This window comes from Pseudomonas sp. AMR01 (assembly GCF_041946035.1).
Taxonomy (GTDB): Bacteria; Pseudomonadota; Gammaproteobacteria; order Pseudomonadales; family Pseudomonadaceae; genus Aquipseudomonas; species Aquipseudomonas antarctica_B.
Map to the genome: position 1 here is coordinate 1 of NZ_JAUTYR010000055.1, position 21,760 is coordinate 21,760.

Here is a 21,760-nt window from a genome sequence, read left to right on the forward strand (position 1 = left end):
GACCTTTTGGTTACTTTTGGGGCGTTTGCCAAAAGTGACCCGCTGTAAGAGCGGAACCGATTTCAGCCGTTACCCAAATAACGGATATTCACACCCACAAACCCCCACCCAACCAATAAAAAAAGGCGACCCAAAGGTCGCCTTTTTCAAATCCACACTGATCAGAACTCGTGATCCGCACTGTCCGGGTTCAAATCACTGATCCCCAACTTACCCGCAGCTGCCTCAATCGACCCCGTCTGCTTAACCAGCGCAGCAATCGCATCCCGCACAATCTGGTTGCCCGCATCATTCCCAGCTGCAATCAGCTGGTCATAATGCTCACCCTTGTTGGCATGATCCACCATCACCTGAATCTTCGCCTCAGTCGCCGCCAAATCAGCCTTCAACGCCGTATCAGCCGCCGGATCAGCCTTGGCCACCAACGACGACAAGCTCGGGCCCGTCATCTTGTTGCCGTCAACACGCACGTACTCACCCAGGTAAACGTTACGAATACCCTTGGCATCGTAGAAGTGCGAATTGTGCGTGTTGTCGCTGAAGCAATCCTGCTCGTCTTCCGGCGAGTTGGCTTCCAGGGACACCTTCATACGCTCACCGGCCAGTTCGCCGAGGGACAGGCTGCCCATGCCGAACAACATTTTACGCAGGCCGTCGATGGCAGGTTCTGCCTCGAGGGTGGCGCGGTAGTTGTCTTCGACGTTGGGCTTCCAGTTGCCGACCATTTCTTCCAGGTCGCTGACCAGCAGTTGCGTCACAGCGCGCAGGTAAGTGCGGCGGCGTTCGTTGTTGCCACCGGTTGCACCGTCGCCGGTCATGTAGTCCGACGCCGGGCGGTTGCCCGCGCCTGGGCCGGTGCCGTTGAGGTCCTGGCCCCAGAGCAGGAATTCAATGGCGTGGTAGCCGGTGGCAACGTTGGCCTCGGAACCGCCCAGCTCATTGAGGCTGGCGAGTTTTTCCGGGGTGATTTCCTTGACGTCGACCTTGTCTTCGCCGACCTGAATCTCGGTGTTGGCAATGATGTTGGCGTTGGCGCCCGGGTTACCCAGCGCGTGCTCGTAGGATTTGTCGGTGTAGTCGATCAGGCCTTCGTCCAGGGGCCAGGCGTTCACCTGGCCTTCCCAGTCGTCGATGATCGTGTTGCCGAAACGGAACACTTCACTCTGCAGGTACGGAACGCGTGCGGCGATCCAGGCGGTACGGGCCGCTTTCAGGGTTTCGTCGTTCGGGTTGGCGAGGAAGGTGTCGATTGCGGTTTGCAGGGTTTTTGCGGTGGATTCGGCGTCGCTGTACACCGCGAACACCATGTCTGCGTAATGCGCGACAACGGCCTTGGCGGCCGCTTCGTCGACCTGGCCGGCAGGCGTGGCAGCCGCTGGAGCGGTAGTGCTGGCAGCCGGGGTCGGCGCTTGAGGCGCGGCGGCCTTGTCTTTACCTTCGCCGCAACCGGCGAGAGAAATGGCAATGGCCAGCAGACTGGCGGTGGCCAGGGGCATACGAATCATGGCGAACATCCTGCTTCGGTTGTTGATAGGGCGCGCGGGGGAGCGCAAAAACTGCGACATAATGCGAAAGATTTGCATTTTGTGTAAAGGCTTATACGCGGGAAATATTCAGAATCGATTTGTCATTTCAAAGAATCGTCGCGTTATCGCGCTCAGCCTGTTTCAAATAAGCCGCCAACTCCCGGGCCTGCAGCGGTTTGCTGTAGTGATAACCCTGGCCCTCGTGGCAGCCTTCGGAAATGATGTAGGCCTCTTGCTCGGCGGTCTCCACGCCTTCAGCGATCACCTGCATGCCCAGGCTTTTGCCCAGTTGAATGATTGCGCGCACGATGGTCGCGTCGTCGTCGTCATCAAGCAGGTCCTGCACGAAGCTCTTGTCGATCTTGATTTTGTCCAGCGGCAGGCTTTTCAAATAGCTCAGGGACGAATAGCCGGTGCCAAAGTCATCAATTGCAATCAACGCGCCGGAGCGGCGCAGGCTCAGCAGGTGCTGGGCGGCAGTGCTGATGTCTTCCATCAGGCCGGTTTCGGTCACTTCCAGTTCAAGGCTGCGCGGCGGCAGGCGGTAGATCTGCATCAGGTTGTTAACCACCCGCGGCAGCTCGGTGTGGTGCAACTGCACGGTCGACAGGTTGACCGCCATGCGCAAAGTGGTGAACCCCTGATCATGCCACTCGCGCAATTGCCTGCACGCCTGGTCCAGTACCCATTCGCCAATCGGAATAATCGTGCCGTTCTGTTCTGCCAGCGGGATGAACAAATCCGGCGGCACCAGGCCGTGTTCCGGGTGTTGCCAGCGGATCAAGGCTTCGACGCCGACCACGCGATGGTCGCGGTAGCTGATCTGAGGCTGGTAAACCAAGTGGAATTGATCGCGGCTCAGGGCATCGCGCAGGTCTTTTTCCAGCTCACGGCGCCGGCGCATTTCACTGTCGACGCTGGCGATATAGAACTGGTAACGGTTGCGTGAGCGGCTCTTGGCCAGGGTCATGGTCTGTTCGGCTTTTTGCAGCAGCTTCTCGGTGCTGTCGCCATCTTCCGGGAACAGCGTGATGCCGATGGTGGCGCGCAGGCGAATCTGCTCAAGGTCCAGGGCGAATTCGGCTTCCAGGTCGTCGAGGATGCTTTGCGCCAGTTCCGCTGCTTCATACGGCTGGTCGATATCGGCCTGCACCAGCGCAAACTGGTCGCCGCCCAAGCGGGCGAGGGTACCGAGGCGGCCGCTATGGGCGCGCAGGCGGTCAGCCAGGGCGAGCAATAATTTGTCGCCGGCTTGGTAGGTGAACTGTTCGTTAACGCTTTTGAAGTCATCCAGGCCCACGCACAGCACCGCGACACGGCGCTGCCGGCGGCCGGCGTCGATCAGGATCTGGTCCAGTTGCTCCTGCAACTGCTGGCGGTTCGGCAGGCCGGTGAGAAAGTCGTACTGAGCCATGCGCAGCAGGCTGGATTCGGCTTCGTGACGCAGATGGGTGTTGCGTTCGATGGACTCGAGCAACTGGTTCGCGGTGTTTATCCACAGCCCCAGTTCGTTGCGTTCGTGGCCTTTGAGCTGGGGAATCTTGTGTTCGCTGGGCCGGTCCGGGTTGATCGAGGTCAGGTGCTCGATAATCCGCGACAACGGTTTGGTCAGCAGCCAGTGATACACCAGGTACAGCACCAGGCCCATGGCCAGGGCGCGCAGCACGCCGGAAATAAAGATGATCACCGAATTGATCAGAAAGCCCTTGCCGTAATTGGCTGTGTCGAGGGTGATGCTCAGGTCGCCGTAATACTCGCTGTAAGGGCCTTTGCCGACCAAGGACGTGGTGAACGTGCGTTCCTGGCCGAGGATCAGGTCGGTCAGCCAGCGGGTGTTTGATTGCTGAAGTTCACGGCTTTTTTCCGCGAGCATGGTTTCGTTGGGATGGCCGATGGAGGCCACGCGCACGGCGTCGTCCTGGAACAGGCCTTCGATCACCTGCATACCCATCTCGCGGTCCAGGCTATAGACGGCCTGTGTTGAGGGGTCACGAAACATGTCGAGAATTCGCTGGGCATCGCCCGCCACGGCCTGGCGTGTTTTGTAGGCATCAAAGACGATCTGCGCCGCGCTCAGCACTACGCCCACGATCAATGCCGACAGCAGCACAACCCGTAGCAACTTCACTGACAAGCTGTTTTTGAGTTCCAGCTTCAAAGGGTCATTCCTTGTTCCGTGCGGGTAGCCTCAATATGCCATGAGTATTGGCAATCTCGTGATGGCAGTCAAAGGAACATTAGGGCATCGGCAGGTTTGACGGGGAACTTGAAGGCTGGGCGCCGGGGCAAGGCGGAGGTAAGTCCGCCTGCCTGAGACAACCGCGCAGGCGCAGCGGGTGCGCCGCAGGGTTTGGCTGTCTTTACGCGATGTTGATGTTCACGTTGCTGCTTGCCGAGTCGTTGCCCGAGAAATTCACACGTTCCTTGTTGTGCATCTCTTCGTTCGCGATCTTGTTTTGATCACCTTCACCTTCTTTGTCGCCAGACTGCGACTTGGCCAGTTGCCCGACCACTTTGGCGATCTCGGTGACGGCTTTCAGACCCTCTTGGGCCAGACCGCCAGCCATAGGGAGCAGTGATGCTAGTGCGCCAATGGACATAGTAATTTCTCCGACAGGTACGAGAGGCGAATTCCTCACGTTGACTGCGTGGCGCAATCCACGCAGTCAGTTCCTGCGACATCAACACTTATTCATCGCCCATAAAAAAGCCCGGCACACGGCCGGGCTCTTTTTACTGCAAGCGTTGCTTAGGCAGTGAAGGTTTTGCCTTCGAACTGCTCAGCCACGAACTTCCAGTTGACCAGGTTCCAGAACGCTTCCACATACTTTGGACGCACGTTGCGGTAGTCGATGTAGTAGGCGTGTTCCCAGACGTCGCAGGTCAGCAGCGGGGTGTCGCCGCTGGTCAGCGGGTTGCCGGCGCCGATGGTGCTGGCCAGGGCCAGGGAACCGTCAGCTTTTTTCACCAGCCAGCCCCAACCGGAACCGAAGGTGCCGACGGAAGTCTTGGTGAATTCTTCTTTGAACTTGTCGAACGAACCGAAGGCTGCGTTGATGGCTTCCGCCAGCGCGCCGGTAGGTTGGCCGCCGGCGTTTGGCGCCAGGCAGTTCCAGTAAAAGGTGTGGTTCCAGACCTGAGCGGCGTTGTTGAAGATGCCGCCGGAAGAGGACTTGACGATTTCTTCCAGGGTTTTGCCTTCGAACTCGGTGCCTGGCACCAGGTTGTTCAGGTTCACGACGTAGGTGTTGTGGTGCTTGTCGTGGTGGTATTCCAGGGTTTCCTTGGAAATGTGCGGCTGCAGGGCATCGTGTGCGTAGGGCAGCGGCGGCAATTCGAAAGCCATGATGATTCTCCTAATCAGGTCAGTTGCGGTGAGCGCAAGGCCGATCACGGGCGGCCAAACAAGCGCCGGGGAGTTTGTACTCTTTGCGGCGCAGGGGCTGGATCATAGCACCGGGGTTGCGGCATAACCACGCAACAACTGTGTGGGATAGAGGTTCCAGAGCGTTTTGGAATATCTCTCAGGCGCTGATCAATTGGTAGGCCACGCTGAACATCATCACCGCAACCAGCAGGTCGAGCAGGCGCCAGGTCGCCGGGCGTGCGAGCCATGGGGCCAGCCAGGCTGCGCCAAGTGCGAGGGTCGCGAACCACAGAAATGACGCGCTGGCCGCGCCGGCGACGTAGGCGCCCGGCTCGGTTTGTTGAGCGCCCAATGAGCCAATCAGCAGCACTGTGTCCAGATACACGTGCGGGTTTAGCAGCGTCACCGCCAAGGCACTGAGCAACACCGCGCGCAGTGAGCGCACCTTGAGGTTGGCCCCTTGCGCCAGGCTCTGTGTCGAAAACGCCCGGCGCAACGCCAGCGTGCCGTACCACAACAGGAACGCCGCGCCGCCCCAGCGGGCAATCGCCAGCAGCAGCGGGTTTTGCGCGAGTACCGTTGCCAGGCCGAATACTCCGGCCGCCACCAACAGGGCATCGCACACCACACACAATGCCGCGACGGGCAGGTGATGTTCGCGGCGCAGGCTTTGCGCCAGCACGAACGCATTCTGGGTGCCGATCGCCATGATCAGGCCGAGGGCCACCAACAGCCCGTTCACGTAGCTCTGCCACATAAGGGTTACTCCGCGTTTTCGGCCAGTTGCCGCAACACATCCATGGCGCGCTGTGCATCAGCGCGACCGACAAACAGGTGGTCGTGGTAATAACCGGCGATCACGTTGCAACTGATGCCGGCGTTGCCCAGCGCGCTGGCGAAGGCGGCGGTGAGGCCTACCGCTTCCAGCGCCGAATGCACGTTCAGGGTGATCCAGGCCGCCACGTAATCGAAGGTCAGCCCGGCTTGTTCCGCCTGCTGGCGCTCAACGATCAGCGTCAGGCCTTCTTTCTCGCGAAAGCTGCCGATGACGTCGCAACCGTCGGGGATACGGTTGTCGGGCAGGGTGCAAAACACATAGTCGCCCTCATTCAGATGCGGGCTCATGCTGCGCAGCAGGGTCGCTAGGGCGGTTTCGCCGGCCATGTGAGGTTTCCTTTAGAGAGAGAAGCGATGCCTGTCATTCTCATGGGGCACGCTGTATAAGAAAAACAACTATTGCTCATCGCTCATTAGAGAAACTGATGTTCGACTATAAATTGCTTTCTGCCCTGGCAGCGGTGGTGGAACAGGCTGGCTTCGAACGCGGCGCGCAGGTGCTGGGGTTGTCGCAGTCGGCGATTTCCCAGCGCATCAAGCTGCTCGAAGCGCGCATCGGCCAACCGGTGTTGGTGCGGAGCACACCGCCGACGCCGACCGACATCGGCCGCCGTCTGCTTAACCACGTGCAACAAGTGCGGCTACTGGAACGTGACCTGCAAAGCCAGGTGCCGGCGCTGGACGAAGAGGGCATGCCCGAACGCCTGCGCATCGCCTTGAATGCCGACAGCCTGGCCACGTGGTGGGCCGAGGCCGTCGGTGATTTTTGCGCCGACCAGCATTTATTGCTGGACCTGGTGGTGGAGGACCAAACCGTGAGCCTCAAGCGCATGCGCGCCGGTGAAGTGGCCGCGTGTATTTGCGCCAGCGAACGCCCGGTGGCCGGCGCACGCAGTGTGTTGCTCGGCGCCATGCGTTATCGGGCCTTGGCCAGTCCGGCTTTTATTGCCCGGCATTTCCCGAACGGCGTGCGCGCTGATCAACTGGCGAAAACGCCCGCCCTGGTGTTCGGCCCGGATGACTTCCTGCAACACCGCTATCTGGCATCCCTGGGTGTGGACGGCGGTTTCGAACATCATTTATGCCCCTCGTCCGAAGGGTTTATCCGGCTCGCCGAGGCCGGTCTGGGTTGGGGGTTGGTGCCTGAATTGCAGGTGCGCGACGCGCTGCAAAAAGGCGTATTGGTTGAGCTATTGCCAGATAAGCCCATCGATGTGCCGTTGTACTGGCATCATTGGCGCAGTGGTGGACAACTGTTGGGCCTGTTGACCGACCATCTGGCCCAGGCATGCGGTCAATGGTTGGTGCCGTTGGAGTGATAGCGGGCGTCAAGGCAACAGCGATGAAAAACGAAAGAACATGGGGTAACAAATGAAAATTCTGGTCACCGGCGCAAGCGGCTTCATCGGCGGGCGCTTCGCGCGTTTCGCTCTGGAGCAGGGCCTGGACGTGCGGGTCAACGGGCGACGCGCTGAAGGTGTGGAGCACCTGATACGGCGTGGCGCTGAGTTTATCCAGGGTGACTTGACTGACGCCGACCTGGTGCGCGAGCTGTGCCGTGACGTGGAAGCCGTAGTGCATTGCGCCGGCGCCGTCGGGCTGTGGGGCAAGTATCAGGACTTCCACCAGGGCAATGTGCTGGTCACGGAAAATGTCGTGGAGGCCTGCATCAAGCAGCGCGTCGGGCGCCTGGTGCACCTGTCGTCGCCGTCGATCTACTTTGATGGGCGCGATCACCTGGGCCTGACCGAAGAACAAGTGCCCAAGCGTTTCAAGCATCCTTATGCCGCCACCAAATACCTGGCGGAACAAAAAGTCTTTGGTGCCCAGGAGTTCGGTCTGGAAGTGCTGGCCTTGCGCCCGCGTTTCGTCACCGGCGCTGGCGACATGAGCATCTTCCCGCGCCTGCTGAAAATGCAGCGCAAGAACCGCCTGGCGATTGTGGGCGACGGCCTCAACAAGGTCGATTTCACCAGTGTGCACAACCTCAATGAAGCGTTGCTCAGCAGTTTGCTGGCCACCGGCTCTGCGCTGGGCAAGGCCTACAACATCAGCAACGGCACGCCGGTGCCGGTGTGGGACGTGGTGAACTACGTGATGCGCCAGATGGACATGCCGCAGGTCACACGGTATCGCTCCTACGGTTTGTCCTACAGCGCAGCCGCCTTGAACGAGGCATTCTGCGCGATGTGGCCCGGGCGCCCGGAGCCGGCGCTGTCGCGGCTGGGGATGCAGGTGATGAACAAAGATTTTACCCTCGACATCAGCCGGGCGAGGCATTATCTCGACTACGAGCCCAAGGTCAGTCTGTGGACTGCCCTTGATGAGTTCTGCAGTTGGTGGAAGGCCCAGGATCCCGGCCTCAAATAAGCTCACAAGCAGCAACACATCGGGAACCGAATTCAGGGTTCCGGGTCGATCAGTGCGGCGTGAACGCGGTTTATACTCCGATCGCTCGGCGTTCCAGGTAGCCATCTCATAGATTCAGGGTTGATTCATGCGTAACGATGCTAAAGACGATTTCGACAACGTTCCCAGCCTGCGGGCTGATCTTGAGGACGATGATGATTTCGAACCGACGCCCGCCACTTCGGTGCGCTCGCGCAACACCAAGGTGGTCAAGGTAAAGAGCGCCAGTACCGGCCCGCTGTGGGCGTTGGTCGGCGCGCTGCTGATCGCCTTTGCGGGCCTGGCATGGTGGAGCTTCCAGCAGATTTCCCTGATGGGGCAGCAATTGGTCGCGACCCAGGAAAGCTTTGCGCGCATCAGCGAAGAAGCGGCGGGGCGCCTGCAGGATATCTCCGGCAAGGTGGTCGCCAGCGAGGCAAATGTGAACAACGGCAGCGAAGCGCTGAAACAGCAGATCCAGCAACTGCAAGCGCAGTTGCAGGAGCAGGGCAAACAGCAAGTCGGCGTTGCTGGCCAAGCCAGCGAGCTTGATCAGCGGCTGGCACAAATGAGTGCCAGCACCACCGAATTGTCGACCGCCAATGCCAAGCTGCAAGGCCAGGTGCAGGCATTGACCGAAGCGGTGGCCACGCTTAAGGCTGCGCAAGGCGATTTCAAGGAGTTGTCCGCCGACGTCGCTGCCCTGAAGAAGCAGGGCAACCCAAGCTCGGCCATCGCCCGCCTTGAGCAAGACCTCATCGTTCTCAAAAGCGCGCAGGACAATCAGGCCGCCAACAGCGATGCGCCGACCAATAAAGAGTTCGACGTGTTCCGCATCCAGACCACGCGCAACATCACCACGCTGCAGAGCCAGGTGCAGAACCTGCAGCAGCAACTCAACGCGCCGGCGAAGATCACCCCGCTGCGCCAGTAGTGATCGGAACTTCGGTTGGCGGGCTTCCTGTGGCGAGCGGGCTTGCCCGCGTTGGGTTGCGAAGCGACCCCAAAACGGGCGCCGTATAACTTTCAGAAATACCGCGGCGTTCCCAATAGGGGCTGCTGCGCAGCCCAGCGCGGGCAAGCCCGCTCGCCACAGTCCGTGTCAATGTCACAACGTTGTGACATTTCCCCTCCGCTTCGTTACTTGCCCCCACCGCGCCCTTGTTTAGACTCCGGCCATCCCATAAAAAATAATAAGGGCTACCCATGACCACGCAACCACTGCCTGCCAGCAGCTGGCTGAACGCACCTGCCCATTACGCCTGGCTTGCCGCCGAAGGCCAGCGCCTGCTGACATTCGCCAAAGCCTCGCGACTCCCCGACGGTTTCGGCAACCTGGACGACAAAGGCCAGTTGCCGGCCGATGCCCACGCCGAAACCATGAACACCGCACGCATGACCCACAGCTTTGCCATGGCCCACGCCATGGGGCTGCCCGGTTATGCCGAGTTGGTTGAGCATGGCGTTACCGCCCTCAGTGGCCCTTTGCGCGATAGCCAACACGGTGGCTGGTTCGCCACGCCCCAGGCCCTTGATGGCAACCGTGGCAAGGCGGCCTACCTGCACGCCTTCGTGGCCCTGGCTGCCAGCTCGGCGGTGGTGGCCAGCGCGCCCGGTGCACAGAACCTGTTGAACGACGCCATGCATATCATCGACCAGTTTTTCTGGAGCGAAGACGAGGGCGTCATGCTCGAATCTTTCGCCCAGGACTGGACGGGCGTTGAGGCCTATCGCGGCGCCAACAGCAACATGCACGCCACCGAAGCCTTCCTTGCCCTGGCCGATGTGACCGGTGATACGCGCTGGCTGGACCGCGCCTTGCGCATCGTCGAACGGGTTATCCACAACCACGCGGCCGGCAACCAGTTCATGGTCATCGAGCATTTCGACGCGCGCTGGAAACCGTTGCTCGGCTACAACGAAGACAATCCTGCTGATGGCTTCCGCCCTTACGGCATCACCCCCGGCCACGGTTTTGAGTGGGCGCGGCTGGTGCTGCACCTGGAAGCCGCGCGCCTGCAAGCCGGGCTTGCCACGCCGCAATGGCTGTTGACCGACGCCAAGGGTTTGTTCGCCAGTGCCTGCGAGTACGCGTGGGCTGTGGACGGTGCCCCCGGCATTGTCTACACCCTGGACTGGAACTATCGCCCGGTGGTGCGCGAGCGCCTGCACTGGACCCACGCCGAAGCCGGCGCTGCCGCCCAAGCCTTGCTCAAACGTACCGGCGAACTGCATTACGAGACCTGGTATCGACGCTTTTGGGAGTTCTGCGAAACCCGCTTTATCGACCGTATAAACGGCAGCTGGCACCACGAACTCAGCCCGCATAACACGCCCAGCGCGAAGATCTGGGGTGGCAAACCAGACCTGTACCATGCCTGGCAAGCGGTGGTGCTGCCTGCACTGCCTTTGGCTCCCAGCATGACCAGCGCTCTGGGTCGAGGACTCTATGTAACCAAGTGGTGACATTTGTGCGTCCCTTTGTTACCTGCGGCTCAAATATCCCTGTTTAAACTCCGTGCAGCGCAAGCTCCAGACTTGCATGCATAACAACAAGAAAAGGTACTCAGATGAACGCGATTAATCGCCTCGCCGTTGCTGTTTCCATTGCCTCTTTGTTTCCCCTCAGTGCATTTGCCGCCGACTCGAAAGGGACGGTTGAAGTTGTGCATTGGTGGACCTCAGGCGGTGAAAAAGCAGCTGTGGACGTACTGAAGGCTCAAGTTGAAAAAGACGGCTTCGTCTGGAAAGACGGTGCCGTAGCCGGTGGCGGTGGCGCCACAGCCATGACCGTGCTGAAAAGCCGCGCAGTCGCTGGCAACCCGCCCGCCGTTGCCCAGATCAAAGGCCCGGACATTCAGGAATGGGCGTCGACTGGCCTGCTCGACACTGACGTGCTCAAAGACGTCGCCAAAGAAGAGAAGTGGGATTCCCTGCTCGACAAGAAAGTCTCCGACACCGTGAAGTACGAAGGTAACTACGTTGCCGTACCGGTCAACATCCACCGCGTTAACTGGCTGTGGATCAACCCGGAAGTCTTCAAGAAAGCCGGTATCACCAAGAACCCGACCACCCTCGAAGAATTCTACGCAGCCGGCGACAAGCTCAAGGCCGCGGGTTTCATCGCGCTCGCCCACGGTGGCCAGCCTTGGCAGGACAGCACTGTATTCGAAGCCGTCGTGCTGTCGGTCATGGGTGCAGATGGCTACAAGAAAGCCCTGGTTGACCTCGACAACGCTGCGCTGACCGGCCCGGAAATGGTCAAGTCGCTGACCGAGCTGAAGAAAGTCGCGACCTACATGGACGTCGACGGCAAAGGCCAGGACTGGAACCTCGAAGCCGGCAAAGTCATCAACGGCAAAGCCGGTATGCAGATCATGGGTGACTGGGCCAAGTCCGAATGGACTGCCGCCAAGAAAGTCGCCGGTAAGGATTACGAGTGCGTAGCCTTCCCGGGCACCGACAAAGCCTTCACCTACAACATCGACTCCCTGGCGGTGTTCAAGCAGAAAGACAAAGGCACTGCTGCCGGTCAGCAGGACATCGCCAAAATCGTGCTGGGTGAAAACTTCCAGAAAGTCTTCAGCATCAACAAAGGCTCGATCCCGGTTCGGACCGACATGCTGCAGAAAATGGACTCGTACGGTTTCGACGCTTGCGCCCAGACCGCAGCCAAAGACTTCCTGGCGGATGCCAAGACCGGCGGCCTGCAACCAAGCATGGCGCACAACATGGCCACCACCCTGGCCGTACAAGGTGCGTTCTTTGATGTCGTGACCAACTTCATCAACGACCCGAAAGCTGACCCAGCCGACACCGCCAAGAAACTGGGCGCTGCGATCAAGTCTGCCAAGTAACGGTTAGCACTGCTGGTCCTTGTGAGGGGAAACCCCCTGACCCCTCACAAGGCTTGCTCCTGTAGTCCTTTTTCCCTGTACTGGATTTTCCCATGAGTTCTGTTGCTGTGTTCAGCAAGGCCTCGCCGTTTGATGCACTGCAGCGCTGGCTCCCTAAACTGGTGCTGGCGCCCAGCATGTTCATCGTGCTGGTGGGCTTCTACGGCTACATCCTGTGGACGTTCGTGCTGTCGTTCACCACCTCCACGTTCCTGCCAAGCTACAAATGGGCAGGCCTGGCGCAGTACGCGCGGTTGTTCGACAACGACCGCTGGTGGGTCGCGAGCAAAAACCTGGCAGTGTTCGGCGGGATGTTTATCGGCATCACCTTGGTGATCGGCGTGACCCTGGCGATTTTCCTCGACCAGAAAATCCGTCGTGAAGGCTTTATCCGCACCATTTACCTGTACCCGATGGCGCTCTCGATGATCGTGACCGGTACCGCGTGGAAATGGCTGCTCAACCCGGGCATGGGCCTGGACAAACTTCTGCGGGACTGGGGCTGGGAAGGCTTCCGTCTCGACTGGCTGATCGACCCCGATCGCGTGGTCTACTGCCTGGTGATCGCGGCTGTGTGGCAAGCCTCCGGCTTCATCATGGCGATGTTCTTGGCGGGCCTGCGCGGTGTTGATCAATCGATCATCCGCGCTGCCCAGATCGACGGCGCCAGCCTGCCGCGCATCTACTGGAGTGTGGTGCTGCCAAGCCTGCGTCCGGTGTTTTTCAGCGCAGTAATGATCCTGGCGCACATCGCCATCAAGAGTTTCGACCTGGTAGCGGCCATGACCGCCGGCGGCCCGGGCTACTCGTCCGACCTGCCTGCGATGTTCATGTATTCGTTCACCTTCAGTCGTGGCCAGATGGGCATGGGCTCGGCCAGTGCAATCCTGATGCTCGGCGCGATCCTCGCGATCATCGTGCCTTACCTGTACTCCGAGCTGAGGACCAAGCGTAATGACTAGTCTCGCCTCCAAACCGTCCATCAGCCTGAGTCGCATCGCGATCTACGCTGTGCTGATCATCGCCGTGCTGCTGTACCTGGTGCCGCTGGTGGTGATGCTGCTGACCAGCTTCAAGACCCCGGAAGACATCAGCACCGGCAACCTGCTGAGCTGGCCGACCGTGGTTACCGGCATCGGCTGGGTCAAGGCCTGGGCCACCGTCGATGGCTACTTCTGGAACTCGATAAAGATCACGGTTCCGGCGGTATTGATCTCCACCGCCATCGGCGCACTGAACGGCTATGTGCTGTCGTTCTGGCGCTTCCGTGGTTCGCAGCTGTTCTTCGGTTTGCTGTTGTTCGGCTGCTTCCTGCCGTTCCAGACCGTGCTGCTGCCGGCGTCGTTCACCCTCGGCAAGATGGGCCTGGCCAGCACCACCACGGGCCTGGTGTTTGTACATGTGGTCTACGGCCTGGCGTTTACCACGCTGTTTTTCCGTAACTACTACGTGAGCATTCCGGATGCGCTGATCAAAGCTGCACGCCTGGACGGTGCCGGGTTCTTCACCATCTTCCGCCTGATCATTCTGCCGATGTCGACGCCGATCATCATGGTTTGCCTGATCTGGCAATTCACCCAGATCTGGAACGACTTCCTGTTCGGTGTGGTGTTCTCCAGTGGCGACTCGCAGCCCATCACGGTGGCGCTGAACAACCTGGTCAACACCAGCACCGGGGCCAAGGAATATAACGTTGATATGGCAGCGGCGATGATCGCCGGGCTGCCGACCCTGCTGGTCTATGTGATCGCAGGCAAGTATTTCGTGCGCGGCCTCACAGCCGGCGCGGTCAAGGGGTAATCATGGCTACGCTTGAACTTCGCAATGTAAACAAGACCTATGGCGCCGGCCTGCCCGACACCTTGAAGAACATCGAACTGTCGATCAAGGAAGGCGAATTCCTGATTCTGGTCGGCCCTTCGGGTTGCGGTAAATCCACGCTGATGAACTGCATCGCCGGGCTGGAAACCATCACCGGTGGCGCGATCATGATCGGTGACCAGGACGTCAGCGGCATGAGCCCCAAGGATCGCGACATCGCCATGGTGTTCCAGTCCTACGCGCTGTACCCGACGATGAGCGTGCGCGAGAACATCGAATTCGGTTTGAAGATCCGCAAGATGCCGCAGGCGGATATCGATGCCGAAGTGGCGCGCGTGGCCAAGTTGCTGCAGATCGAGCACCTGCTTAACCGCAAGCCGGGTCAACTCTCCGGTGGCCAGCAGCAACGTGTCGCCATGGGCCGTGCCCTGGCGCGTCGTCCGAAGATCTACCTGTTCGACGAACCGCTGTCCAACCTCGACGCCAAGCTGCGCGTCGAGATGCGCACCGAAATGAAGCTGATGCACCAGCGTCTGAAAACCACCACCGTCTACGTCACCCACGATCAGATCGAAGCGATGACCCTGGGCGACAAAGTGGCCGTGATGAAAGACGGCATCATTCAACAATTTGGTACGCCGAAAGAAATTTACAACGACCCGGCCAACCTGTTTGTGGCAAGCTTTATCGGTTCACCTCCAATGAACTTTGTACCTTTGCGTCTGCAACGCAAGGATGGCCGACTGGTTGCGCTGCTCGACAGCGGCCAGGCCCGTTGCGAACTGCCGCTGAGCATGAACGACGCTGGCCTGGAAGACCGCGATGTGATTCTTGGCCTGCGCCCGGAACAGATCGTACTGGCGACGGGGGAGGGCAATAGCACCTCGAGCATTCGTGCCGAAGTGCAGGTAACCGAACCGACTGGCCCGGACACCCTGGTGTTCGTGCAATTGAATGACACCAAGGTCTGCTGCCGTCTGGCGCCGGATGTGGCGCCGCAGGTGGGAGAGACCCTGACGCTGCAATTCGACCCGTCCAAGGTGCTGCTGTTTGACGCCAAGACCGGCGAGCGCCTGGGCACTACAGCTTCGTTGCCTGCACAGGATCATGCCGGCAATGTTGCCCAATTCAAGGGACGTTGAACGTTACGCCTGAATGGATAACTTGTTGTTTTAGCTAAAAAAGTAAACCGCGTTAGATAAAAACAGTTTAATAACAATAAAGACGAGGATGTAGGGATGAAAAAGCAACACAACAACACCCGGCTGATCTGCCAACTGTCAGCAGCTGCAGCCCTGGTATTGTCCGCCAATGCGATGGCAGACGATGCATTCAGCGCCGATTCCAAGTGGATGACTGGTGATTGGGGTGGTGAACGTACCAAGCTCATCGAGCAAGGTATCGACATCAAGGCTGATTACGTCGGTGAGATGGGCGCCAACCTGCGCGGCGGTTCAAACGACGACAAAACTGGCCGTTACGCCGACCAGTTTGGGTTGGGCGTTGCACTGGACCTGCAGAAACTGTGGGGCTGGGACAACACTCAGGCCAAGATCCAGTTGACCAACCGTAATGGCCAAAACATCTCCAACGACCGCATTGGCGACCCGCGCGCGGGCACCCTGAGTTCGTCGATGGAAGTCTACGGCCGTGGCCACATGGTGCGCTTGACCCAGTTCTGGATTCAGCACCAGATGTTCGATAACAAGCTGGACGTGAAACTCGGCTACTTCGGTGAAGGCGAAGACTTCAACACCTTCCCGTGCGACTTCCAGAACCTGTCGTTCTGTGGCTCCCAGGTCGGCAACTATGTCAGCACCTGGTACAACTGGCCGGTGGCCCAGGCCGCTATCCGCGTGAAATACCACATCAATCCTGAGCTGTATGCGCAAATCGGTGCGTACAACCAGAACCCATCGCAGTTGGAGCACGGCAACGGCTTCAAACTCAGCGGCAGCGGCACCAAGGGCACTGTTATCCCGGTGGAATTGGTTTGGTCGCCCAAGGTCAACAGCCTGCCGGGCGAATACCGTGTAGGTTTCTACAAGAGCGCCGCCGATGCCAGCGACGTACGTGAAGACGTCAACGGCAACGATGCTGCCACCACTGGCGCAAGCTTTCGTACTCGCAGCAGCAAAAAAGGCTACTGGTTCGTTGCGCAACAGCAACTCACCACGCATAACGGCGACGCGTCGCGCGGCCTGAATATCGCTGCCAACGCCACTTTCCACGACAAAGAAACCAATACTGTCGATAACTATCAATCGATCATGTTGGTATACAAAGGCCCGTTCGATGCGCGTCCAAAAGACGATATCGGGATTGGTGCCGCTCGTCTGCACGTCAACGACGATGTGAAGAAAAACGCCGAGCTGCTCAACGTGGCCAATGGCGTGACCGACTTCGACAACCCGCTGTTCGCGCCGATCCGCGAAACCGAGTACAACTTCGAAATCAACTACGGCTTCCACGTTACCAACTGGCTGACCGTGCGTCCCAACCTGCAATACGTCGTCCAGCCTGGCGGCGTGGATAAAGTCGACAACGCGCTGGTTGCCGGCCTGAAAATTCAGTCCGTGTTCTAACGCTGTTGCGATAAGCTCCTTCTCTCTGTGCGCATTTTGCGGGTAGCCATGGCTACCCGCTTTTTTTGGGCAGCACTGTAAAGAAATTCAGGACTGTGGCACATGCAAGAGCATCCTCTACAACGCTTTTTCAAATCCCTGCGCGAACAGCCGGTGTTTGCCTGGGAGCGCTTTCAGATGCGCGATGTGTTGGTGATTGACCATCCGCTGTGCCAAGCGGTGTTCAGTCGCCAGGGCGCGCAGTTGCTGCACTTTCAGCCCACCGGGCAAAAGCCCTGGTTGTGGTGTGCGGCCAAGTGGCCACAGGTCGGCGCCATTCGTGGCGGCGTGCCAGTGTGCTGGCCGTGGTATGGGCGTCACCCGAGCGAAAACGCCTGGCCGTCCCATGGTTGGGCGCGCCTGATCGACTGGAAATTGCTCGACAGCAGCACCGACGACGATGGCGTGCGCCTGCACTGGCAACTGCAACTGTGCGACTGGCAGGTGGACTTGCACGCTCACCTGGGCGAAACCCTGGAGCTGCGCCTGAGCACCGAGCATCAGGACGAGCTGCCGTGCCAGTTGAGCCATGCTTTGCACGCCTATTGGCGTATCGGTCACGTTGATGAGGTAGCGCTGTCTGGGCTCGATGGGGCGCAAGGCTACGACCAGCTCAATCGCCAGGTATGCCAGCAGGAAGGTGAGTTGCGAGTCGATGGCGGTTGTCAGCGAGTGTTCCAGCATGACGGTGAATTGCAGCTCAAGGACCACGCCTGGCAGCGCGAGCTGTGCATCGACACCGGCGACAGTGCCGACACCGTGGTGTGGCACCCGGGAAGCCGGCCGTTATTGGGCGTGAGCTTTAACGAGGCATCGGGGTTTGTGTGCGTGGAGTCGGCGATGGCTGCGGCGAGTTTGGCACCGGGGGAGCGGGCGCATCTGAGTTTGCAGGCGCGGGCCGGGGTTTAGCGGTGATGCTGTTGGCCCTTTGTGGCGAGGGAGCTTGCTCCCGCTGGGGCGCGAAGCGGCCCTGAAACAGGCGATCGAGTTCTTTCTGGAAGAGTGCAATGACCTCATTGGGGCTGCTGCGCAGCCCAGCGGGAGCAAGCTCCCTCGCCACAGGGTGCCGGTGTGCAGTCTTAGTTAAACTCATCCCCAACCGGATACCGGCTGTCATTCAAACTCTCTTTGATCTTGCGCAAATGCGGCTGGAAATCCACACCCCGGCGCAACGTCATTCCCGTCGCCAACACATCCAGTACCGTCAACTGAATGATCCGTGAGGTCATCGGCATGTAGATGTCGGTGTCTTCGGGCAACGGAATGTTCAGGCTCACGGTACTGGCCTTGGCCAGTGGCGAGTTCTCGGCGGTTACGCCCAGCACCGACGCACCGTTTTCCCGGGCGATACGCGCCACTTCCACCAGCTCGCGGGTACGCCCGGTGTAGGAAATGATCACGAACAACTCGCCGGTGTGCGCCACCGAAGCGATCATGCGCTGCATCAGCACGTCGGCGTGTGCGGTGACCGCCAGGTTGAAGCGGAAGAACTTGTGCAGCGCATCCATTGCCACCGGGGCTGAAGCGCCGAGGCCGAAAAAGTGGATCTGCCGCGCCTGGATCAACAAATCCACGGCTTTGCTGATCAGGGCCGGGTCGAGGGCCTGGCAGGCGCTGTCCAGGGACGCAATCGCGCTGCCAAAGATCTTCTGCGTGTAGGCCTCAGGGTTATCATCGGCTTCCACCGCGCGACTGACATACGCCGCGCCGCTGGCCAGACTTTGCGCCAGCTGCAATTTAAGTTCAGGGTAACCGCTGACGCCGAACGAACGGCAGAAACGGTTGACCGTCGGTTCACTGACCGAAGCGGCTTGGGCGAGGGCGGCGATAGAAAAGCGGGTCGCCTGCTGCGGGTTGAGCAGGATGACCTCGGCGACTTTTTTCTCGGCCTTGTTCAATTCTTCGAGGCGGTTCCGGATTTGTTCCAGAAGATTTCGCACGCGGTCCATTCAGTCTTTCCTTCGGGCGACGATGCAAATAAAGGGTGGCAGTCAACTGACGAGTGGCCCTTTGCGGTGGCCTATCCTACTGAGGGTAGCTGAACACCACCACTCGGAATGCGTTTTTCGGGAAAATGTTGTGGTTATTACTACATTTTTCCTTGAGTGATGCCTTGAAAAAAGGTATTTGTAGCTTAACTTGATAAAAGAACAAACATCATGCCTTCGATAACCGTAGAACCCTGCACCTTTGCCCTGTTTGGCGCCTTGGGTGATCTGGCGCTGCGCAAGTTATTTCCTGCCCTCTATCAACTTGATGGCGCCGGGCTCCTGCACGACGACACGCGCATCCTGGCTCTGGCCCGTGAAGCCGGTTCCGAGCAACAGCACCTGGCCCATATCGAAAAAGAATTGCGTAAATACGTCGGCAAGGAACTCGACGAAGCCGTGGCAGCGCGCTTCCTCGCACGCCTGGCCTACGTGCATGTCGACTTCATGAAAGCCGATGACTATGTGTGCCTGGCCGAAAAGGCCGGCACCGAACAACGCCTGATTGCCTACTTCGCCACCCCGGCGGCGGTGTATGGCGCGATCTGCGAAAACCTGGCCAAGGTCGGGTTGGCGGTAAATACCCGCGTGGTCCTGGAAAAACCCATCGGCTCGGACCTGGAATCCTCGCGCAAGGTCAACGACGCCGTAGCGCAGTTTTTCCCGGAAAACCGCACCTATCGCATCGACCATTACCTGGGCAAAGAAACCGTCCAGAACCTTATTGCGCTGCGTTTTGCCAACAGCCTGTTCGAAACCCAGTGGAACCAGCACTACATTTCCCACGTGGAAATCACCGTGGCCGAGCAGGTCGGTATCGAAGGCCGTTGGGGCTATTTCGACAAGGCCGGCCAGCTGCGCGACATGATCCAGAACCACTTGCTGCAACTGCTCTGCCTGATCGCCATGGACCCGCCGGCTGACTTGTCTGCCGACAGCATTCGTGACGAGAAGGTCAAGGTGCTCAAAGCCCTGGCGCCGATCAGCCCGGAAGGCCTGACCACTCAAGTGGTGCGCGGCCAGTACATCGCCGGTTACAGCGCCGGCAAGCCGGTGCCGGGTTACCTCGAAGAAGAGAATTCCAACACCCAGAGCGACACCGAAACCTTCGTCGCCCTGCGTGCCGATATTCGTAACTGGCGTTGGGCCGGTGTGCCGTTCTACCTGCGTACCGGCAAGCGCATGCCGCAAAAGCTGTCGCAGATCGTTATCCACTTCAAGGAACCGTCCCACTACATCTTCGCCCCCGAGCAGCGCCTGCAGATCAGCAACAAACTGATCATCCGCCTGCAGCCGGACGAAGGTATTTCCTTGCGTGTGATGACCAAGGAGCAGGGTCTGGACAAGGGCATGCAACTGCGCAGCGGCCCGCTGCAACTGAATTTTTCCGACACCTATCGCAGCGCGCGGATCCCCGATGCCTACGAGCGGTTGTTGCTGGAAGTCATGAACGGCAATCAGAACCTGTTTGTTCGTAAAGATGAAATCGAAGCCGCGTGGACGTGGTGTGACCAGTTGATCGCCGGGTGGAAGAAATCCGGTGATGCGCCCAAGCCGTACGCGGCCGGGTCCTGGGGGCCGATGAGCTCAATAGCACTGATCACGCGGGATGGGAGGTCTTGGTATGGCGATATCTGAATTGAAACTGCCTCAGGGTGTGACTGCCCATGAGTACCGCACGCCCGTGCTGCTTGCGGACGGTTTGGCCACTGACGTGGCCGAGCAACTGCGCGCGGCCATCAGTGCCCGTGGCGAAGCGACCCTGGTGGTGTCCGGTGGCCGCAGCCCCGTGGCGTTCTTCCAGAACCTGGCCAAACAAGGCCTGGACTGGTCCAAAGTCACCATCACCCTGGCTGACGAGCGCTGGGTGCCAGTGGAGCACGCCGACAGCAATGCCGGGCTGTTGAAGAAATACCTGCTGCAGGGCCCGGCGGCCAAGGCAAAGTTTCTCAGCCTGTATAACGTTGCCGCGAACCTTGAAGACGCCGCCGAACTGGCCGACCGCCAGTTGGCAGAGTTGCCAGGCATTGATGTGCTGGTACTGGGCATGGGCGATGACGGCCACACCGCATCGCTGTTTCCGGACAGCCCGAACCTGAGCGAAGCCCTGCGGCCCGACGGCACCCGCCGTTGCTGGCCGATGCTGGCGCCGACCGTGCCGCACCAGCGCCTGACCATGAGTCGCGCGCTGCTGGCCACGGCTCACTACACCGTGCTGTCGATTTCCGGCAGTTCGAAATTGACCACCTTAAGCGCCGCGCTGGCGAGTGACGACGTTGCCGCCATGCCGATTCGCGCGTTTTTGCAACCTACTTTAGAGATTTACTGGTGCCCATGAGCCAAGGATCAGCCGCTATGAAAAGCCCTCAACCGACCGTGTCCATGGCGGACAAAGTTGCCCTCATCGACAGCCTCTGCGCCAAGGCGCGGATTCTGCCGGTGATCACCATCGCTCGCGAACAGGACATTCTGCCGCTGGCCGATGCGCTGGCAGCCGGCGGTTTGACCGCACTGGAAGTGACCCTGCGTTCCGAGTTCGGCCTCAAAGCCATTCAGGTCCTGCGCGAGCAGCGGCCTGAACTGTGCACCGGTGCTGGCACTGTGCTGGATCGTCATATGCTTGAAGCGGCCGAAGTGGCGGGTTCGCAATTTATCGTGACGCCGGGTATTACCCGTGACCTGCTGGAGGCTTCGGTGCACAGCTCGATTCCGCTGCTGCCGGGGATCAGTAACGCCTCCGGGATCATGGAAGGCTACGGTTTGGGTTATCGCCGCTTCAAGTTGTTCCCGGCGGAAGTCAGCGGCGGTGTGGCGGCGATTAAAGCGCTGGGTGGCCCGTTTGGCGAAGTGAAATTCTGCCCAACAGGCGGTGTGGGGCCGGCCAATATCAAGCAGTACATGGCGTTGAAAAACGTGATGTGCGTGGGCGGTAGCTGGATGCTTGATCCGGAATGGATCAAGAACGGCGACTGGGCTCGCATCCAGGAAGTCACCGCACAGGCGCTGGCGCTGTTGGATTGAACTGATTTATTGAATCGTTGTTGCTGTGCTTAACGGCATTTTTGCGGTGCACTTGGTCGGTGTGCCGCTTTTTTTTTGCCTGTGGGAAAGGTGGGGCTGGGGTGTTGAGTACATATCCGTTGCTGCGGTAACGGCTGGTATTGGTTCCGCTCTTACAGCGGGTCACTTTTGGCAAACGCCCCAAAAGTAACCAAAAGGTCTTTGCCCCACCACTTGGCACCTCGCTATGGCTCGGTGTGCCCTCACTCCGGCTTGAATCCGTGGGCCGCCGTGATGGGCCATCCTTGGCCCA

Annotated in this window: 20 protein-coding genes; 13 read left to right on the forward strand and 7 right to left on the reverse strand. The window is 59.5% G+C overall.

From position 1 onward, the window contains the following. Positions 1–161 precede the first annotated feature (161 nt). The 6 genes from Q7C20_RS25350 to Q7C20_RS25375 form a co-directional block, all read right to left on the reverse strand. Positions 162–1,505, reverse strand: a complete 1,344-nt coding sequence (locus tag Q7C20_RS25350) for an imelysin family protein (RefSeq protein WP_375070997.1) — start codon at positions 1,503–1,505, stop codon at positions 162–164. Positions 1,506–1,632: 127 nt separating this feature from the next. Then, positions 1,633–3,684 carry an EAL domain-containing protein gene (locus Q7C20_RS25355; RefSeq protein WP_348061326.1) on the reverse strand — a complete coding sequence of 684 codons (2,052 nt, stop codon included), beginning with the start codon at positions 3,682–3,684 and terminating at the stop codon, positions 1,633–1,635. Between the two features lie 202 nt (positions 3,685–3,886). Further along, positions 3,887–4,126 carry a hypothetical protein gene (locus Q7C20_RS25360; protein ID WP_348061324.1) on the reverse strand — a complete coding sequence of 80 codons (240 nt, stop codon included), beginning with the start codon at positions 4,124–4,126 and terminating at the stop codon, positions 3,887–3,889. Positions 4,127–4,275: 149 nt separating this feature from the next. Next, complete coding sequence (locus tag Q7C20_RS25365) at positions 4,276–4,872, reverse strand: superoxide dismutase (protein WP_003212997.1); 597 nt, start codon at positions 4,870–4,872, stop codon at positions 4,276–4,278. Between the two features lie 178 nt (positions 4,873–5,050). Then, the gene (locus Q7C20_RS25370) at positions 5,051–5,650 is read right to left on the reverse strand and encodes a LysE/ArgO family amino acid transporter (protein ID WP_348061322.1); all 600 of its coding nucleotides are present in this window, start codon (positions 5,648–5,650) and stop codon (positions 5,051–5,053) included. A 5-nt stretch (positions 5,651–5,655) separates the two neighbouring features. Beyond that, complete coding sequence (locus Q7C20_RS25375; RefSeq protein WP_375070998.1) at positions 5,656–6,057, reverse strand: ACT domain-containing protein; 402 nt, start codon at positions 6,055–6,057, stop codon at positions 5,656–5,658. A gap of 98 nt (positions 6,058–6,155) precedes the next feature. Here Q7C20_RS25375 and Q7C20_RS25380 point away from each other — a divergent pair, with 98 nt between their 5' ends. The 10 genes from Q7C20_RS25380 (at position 6,156) to Q7C20_RS25425 (ending at position 17,368) form a co-directional block, all read left to right on the forward strand. Next, on the forward strand, positions 6,156–7,049 hold the full coding sequence (locus Q7C20_RS25380; protein ID WP_348061318.1) for a LysR family transcriptional regulator ArgP: 894 nt from the start codon (positions 6,156–6,158) through the stop codon (positions 7,047–7,049). 52 nt (positions 7,050–7,101) lie between these two features. Next, positions 7,102–8,100, forward strand: coding sequence for an NAD-dependent epimerase/dehydratase family protein (locus Q7C20_RS25385; protein ID WP_375070999.1), 999 nt, complete (start codon positions 7,102–7,104; stop codon positions 8,098–8,100). 127 nt (positions 8,101–8,227) lie between these two features. After that, positions 8,228–9,052: an ATPase gene (locus Q7C20_RS25390; RefSeq protein WP_375071000.1), complete on the forward strand. Its 825-nt coding sequence runs from the start codon at positions 8,228–8,230 to the stop codon at positions 9,050–9,052. Positions 9,053–9,324: 272 nt separating this feature from the next. Then, positions 9,325–10,584 (forward strand): AGE family epimerase/isomerase, encoded by a 1,260-nt coding sequence (locus tag Q7C20_RS25395; protein WP_375071001.1) that lies wholly within the window; start codon positions 9,325–9,327, stop codon positions 10,582–10,584. Between the two features lie 104 nt (positions 10,585–10,688). Next, positions 10,689–11,975, forward strand: a complete 1,287-nt coding sequence (locus tag Q7C20_RS25400; RefSeq protein WP_348061310.1) for an ABC transporter substrate-binding protein — start codon at positions 10,689–10,691, stop codon at positions 11,973–11,975. Between the two features lie 92 nt (positions 11,976–12,067). Further along, positions 12,068–12,976, forward strand: coding sequence for a carbohydrate ABC transporter permease (locus Q7C20_RS25405; RefSeq protein WP_053257700.1), 909 nt, complete (start codon positions 12,068–12,070; stop codon positions 12,974–12,976). Beyond that, positions 12,969–13,814, forward strand: coding sequence for a carbohydrate ABC transporter permease (locus Q7C20_RS25410; protein ID WP_375071002.1), 846 nt, complete (start codon positions 12,969–12,971; stop codon positions 13,812–13,814). The genes Q7C20_RS25405 and Q7C20_RS25410 overlap by 8 nt, the downstream gene beginning before the upstream one ends. A gap of 2 nt (positions 13,815–13,816) precedes the next feature. Then, on the forward strand, positions 13,817–14,977 hold the full coding sequence (locus Q7C20_RS25415) for an ABC transporter ATP-binding protein (protein ID WP_375071003.1): 1,161 nt from the start codon (positions 13,817–13,819) through the stop codon (positions 14,975–14,977). A gap of 96 nt (positions 14,978–15,073) precedes the next feature. Beyond that, positions 15,074–16,420 carry a carbohydrate porin gene (locus Q7C20_RS25420; RefSeq protein ID WP_348061804.1) on the forward strand — a complete coding sequence of 449 codons (1,347 nt, stop codon included), beginning with the start codon at positions 15,074–15,076 and terminating at the stop codon, positions 16,418–16,420. A gap of 102 nt (positions 16,421–16,522) precedes the next feature. Next, positions 16,523–17,368, forward strand: a complete 846-nt coding sequence (locus tag Q7C20_RS25425) for a D-hexose-6-phosphate mutarotase (RefSeq protein WP_348061803.1) — start codon at positions 16,523–16,525, stop codon at positions 17,366–17,368. Positions 17,369–17,538: 170 nt separating this feature from the next. On the opposite strand, the gene Q7C20_RS25430 is transcribed toward Q7C20_RS25425, so the two are convergent. Further along, the gene (locus Q7C20_RS25430; protein ID WP_170039859.1) at positions 17,539–18,399 is read right to left on the reverse strand and encodes a MurR/RpiR family transcriptional regulator; all 861 of its coding nucleotides are present in this window, start codon (positions 18,397–18,399) and stop codon (positions 17,539–17,541) included. A gap of 219 nt (positions 18,400–18,618) precedes the next feature. Between Q7C20_RS25430 and zwf the strand changes: the two genes are divergently transcribed. Genes zwf through Q7C20_RS25445 form a run of 3 tightly spaced genes read left to right on the forward strand, consistent with a single transcriptional unit; the run spans position 18,619 to position 21,468 of the window. Then, positions 18,619–20,085, forward strand: a complete 1,467-nt coding sequence (gene zwf, locus Q7C20_RS25435) for a glucose-6-phosphate dehydrogenase (RefSeq protein ID WP_375071004.1) — start codon at positions 18,619–18,621, stop codon at positions 20,083–20,085. Next, positions 20,072–20,785 (forward strand): 6-phosphogluconolactonase, encoded by a 714-nt coding sequence (pgl, locus tag Q7C20_RS25440; RefSeq protein WP_375071005.1) that lies wholly within the window; start codon positions 20,072–20,074, stop codon positions 20,783–20,785. The genes zwf and pgl overlap by 14 nt, the downstream gene beginning before the upstream one ends. 17 nt (positions 20,786–20,802) lie before the next feature. Beyond that, complete coding sequence (locus Q7C20_RS25445; protein ID WP_375071006.1) at positions 20,803–21,468, forward strand: bifunctional 4-hydroxy-2-oxoglutarate aldolase/2-dehydro-3-deoxy-phosphogluconate aldolase; 666 nt, start codon at positions 20,803–20,805, stop codon at positions 21,466–21,468. Positions 21,469–21,760 lie beyond the last annotated feature (292 nt).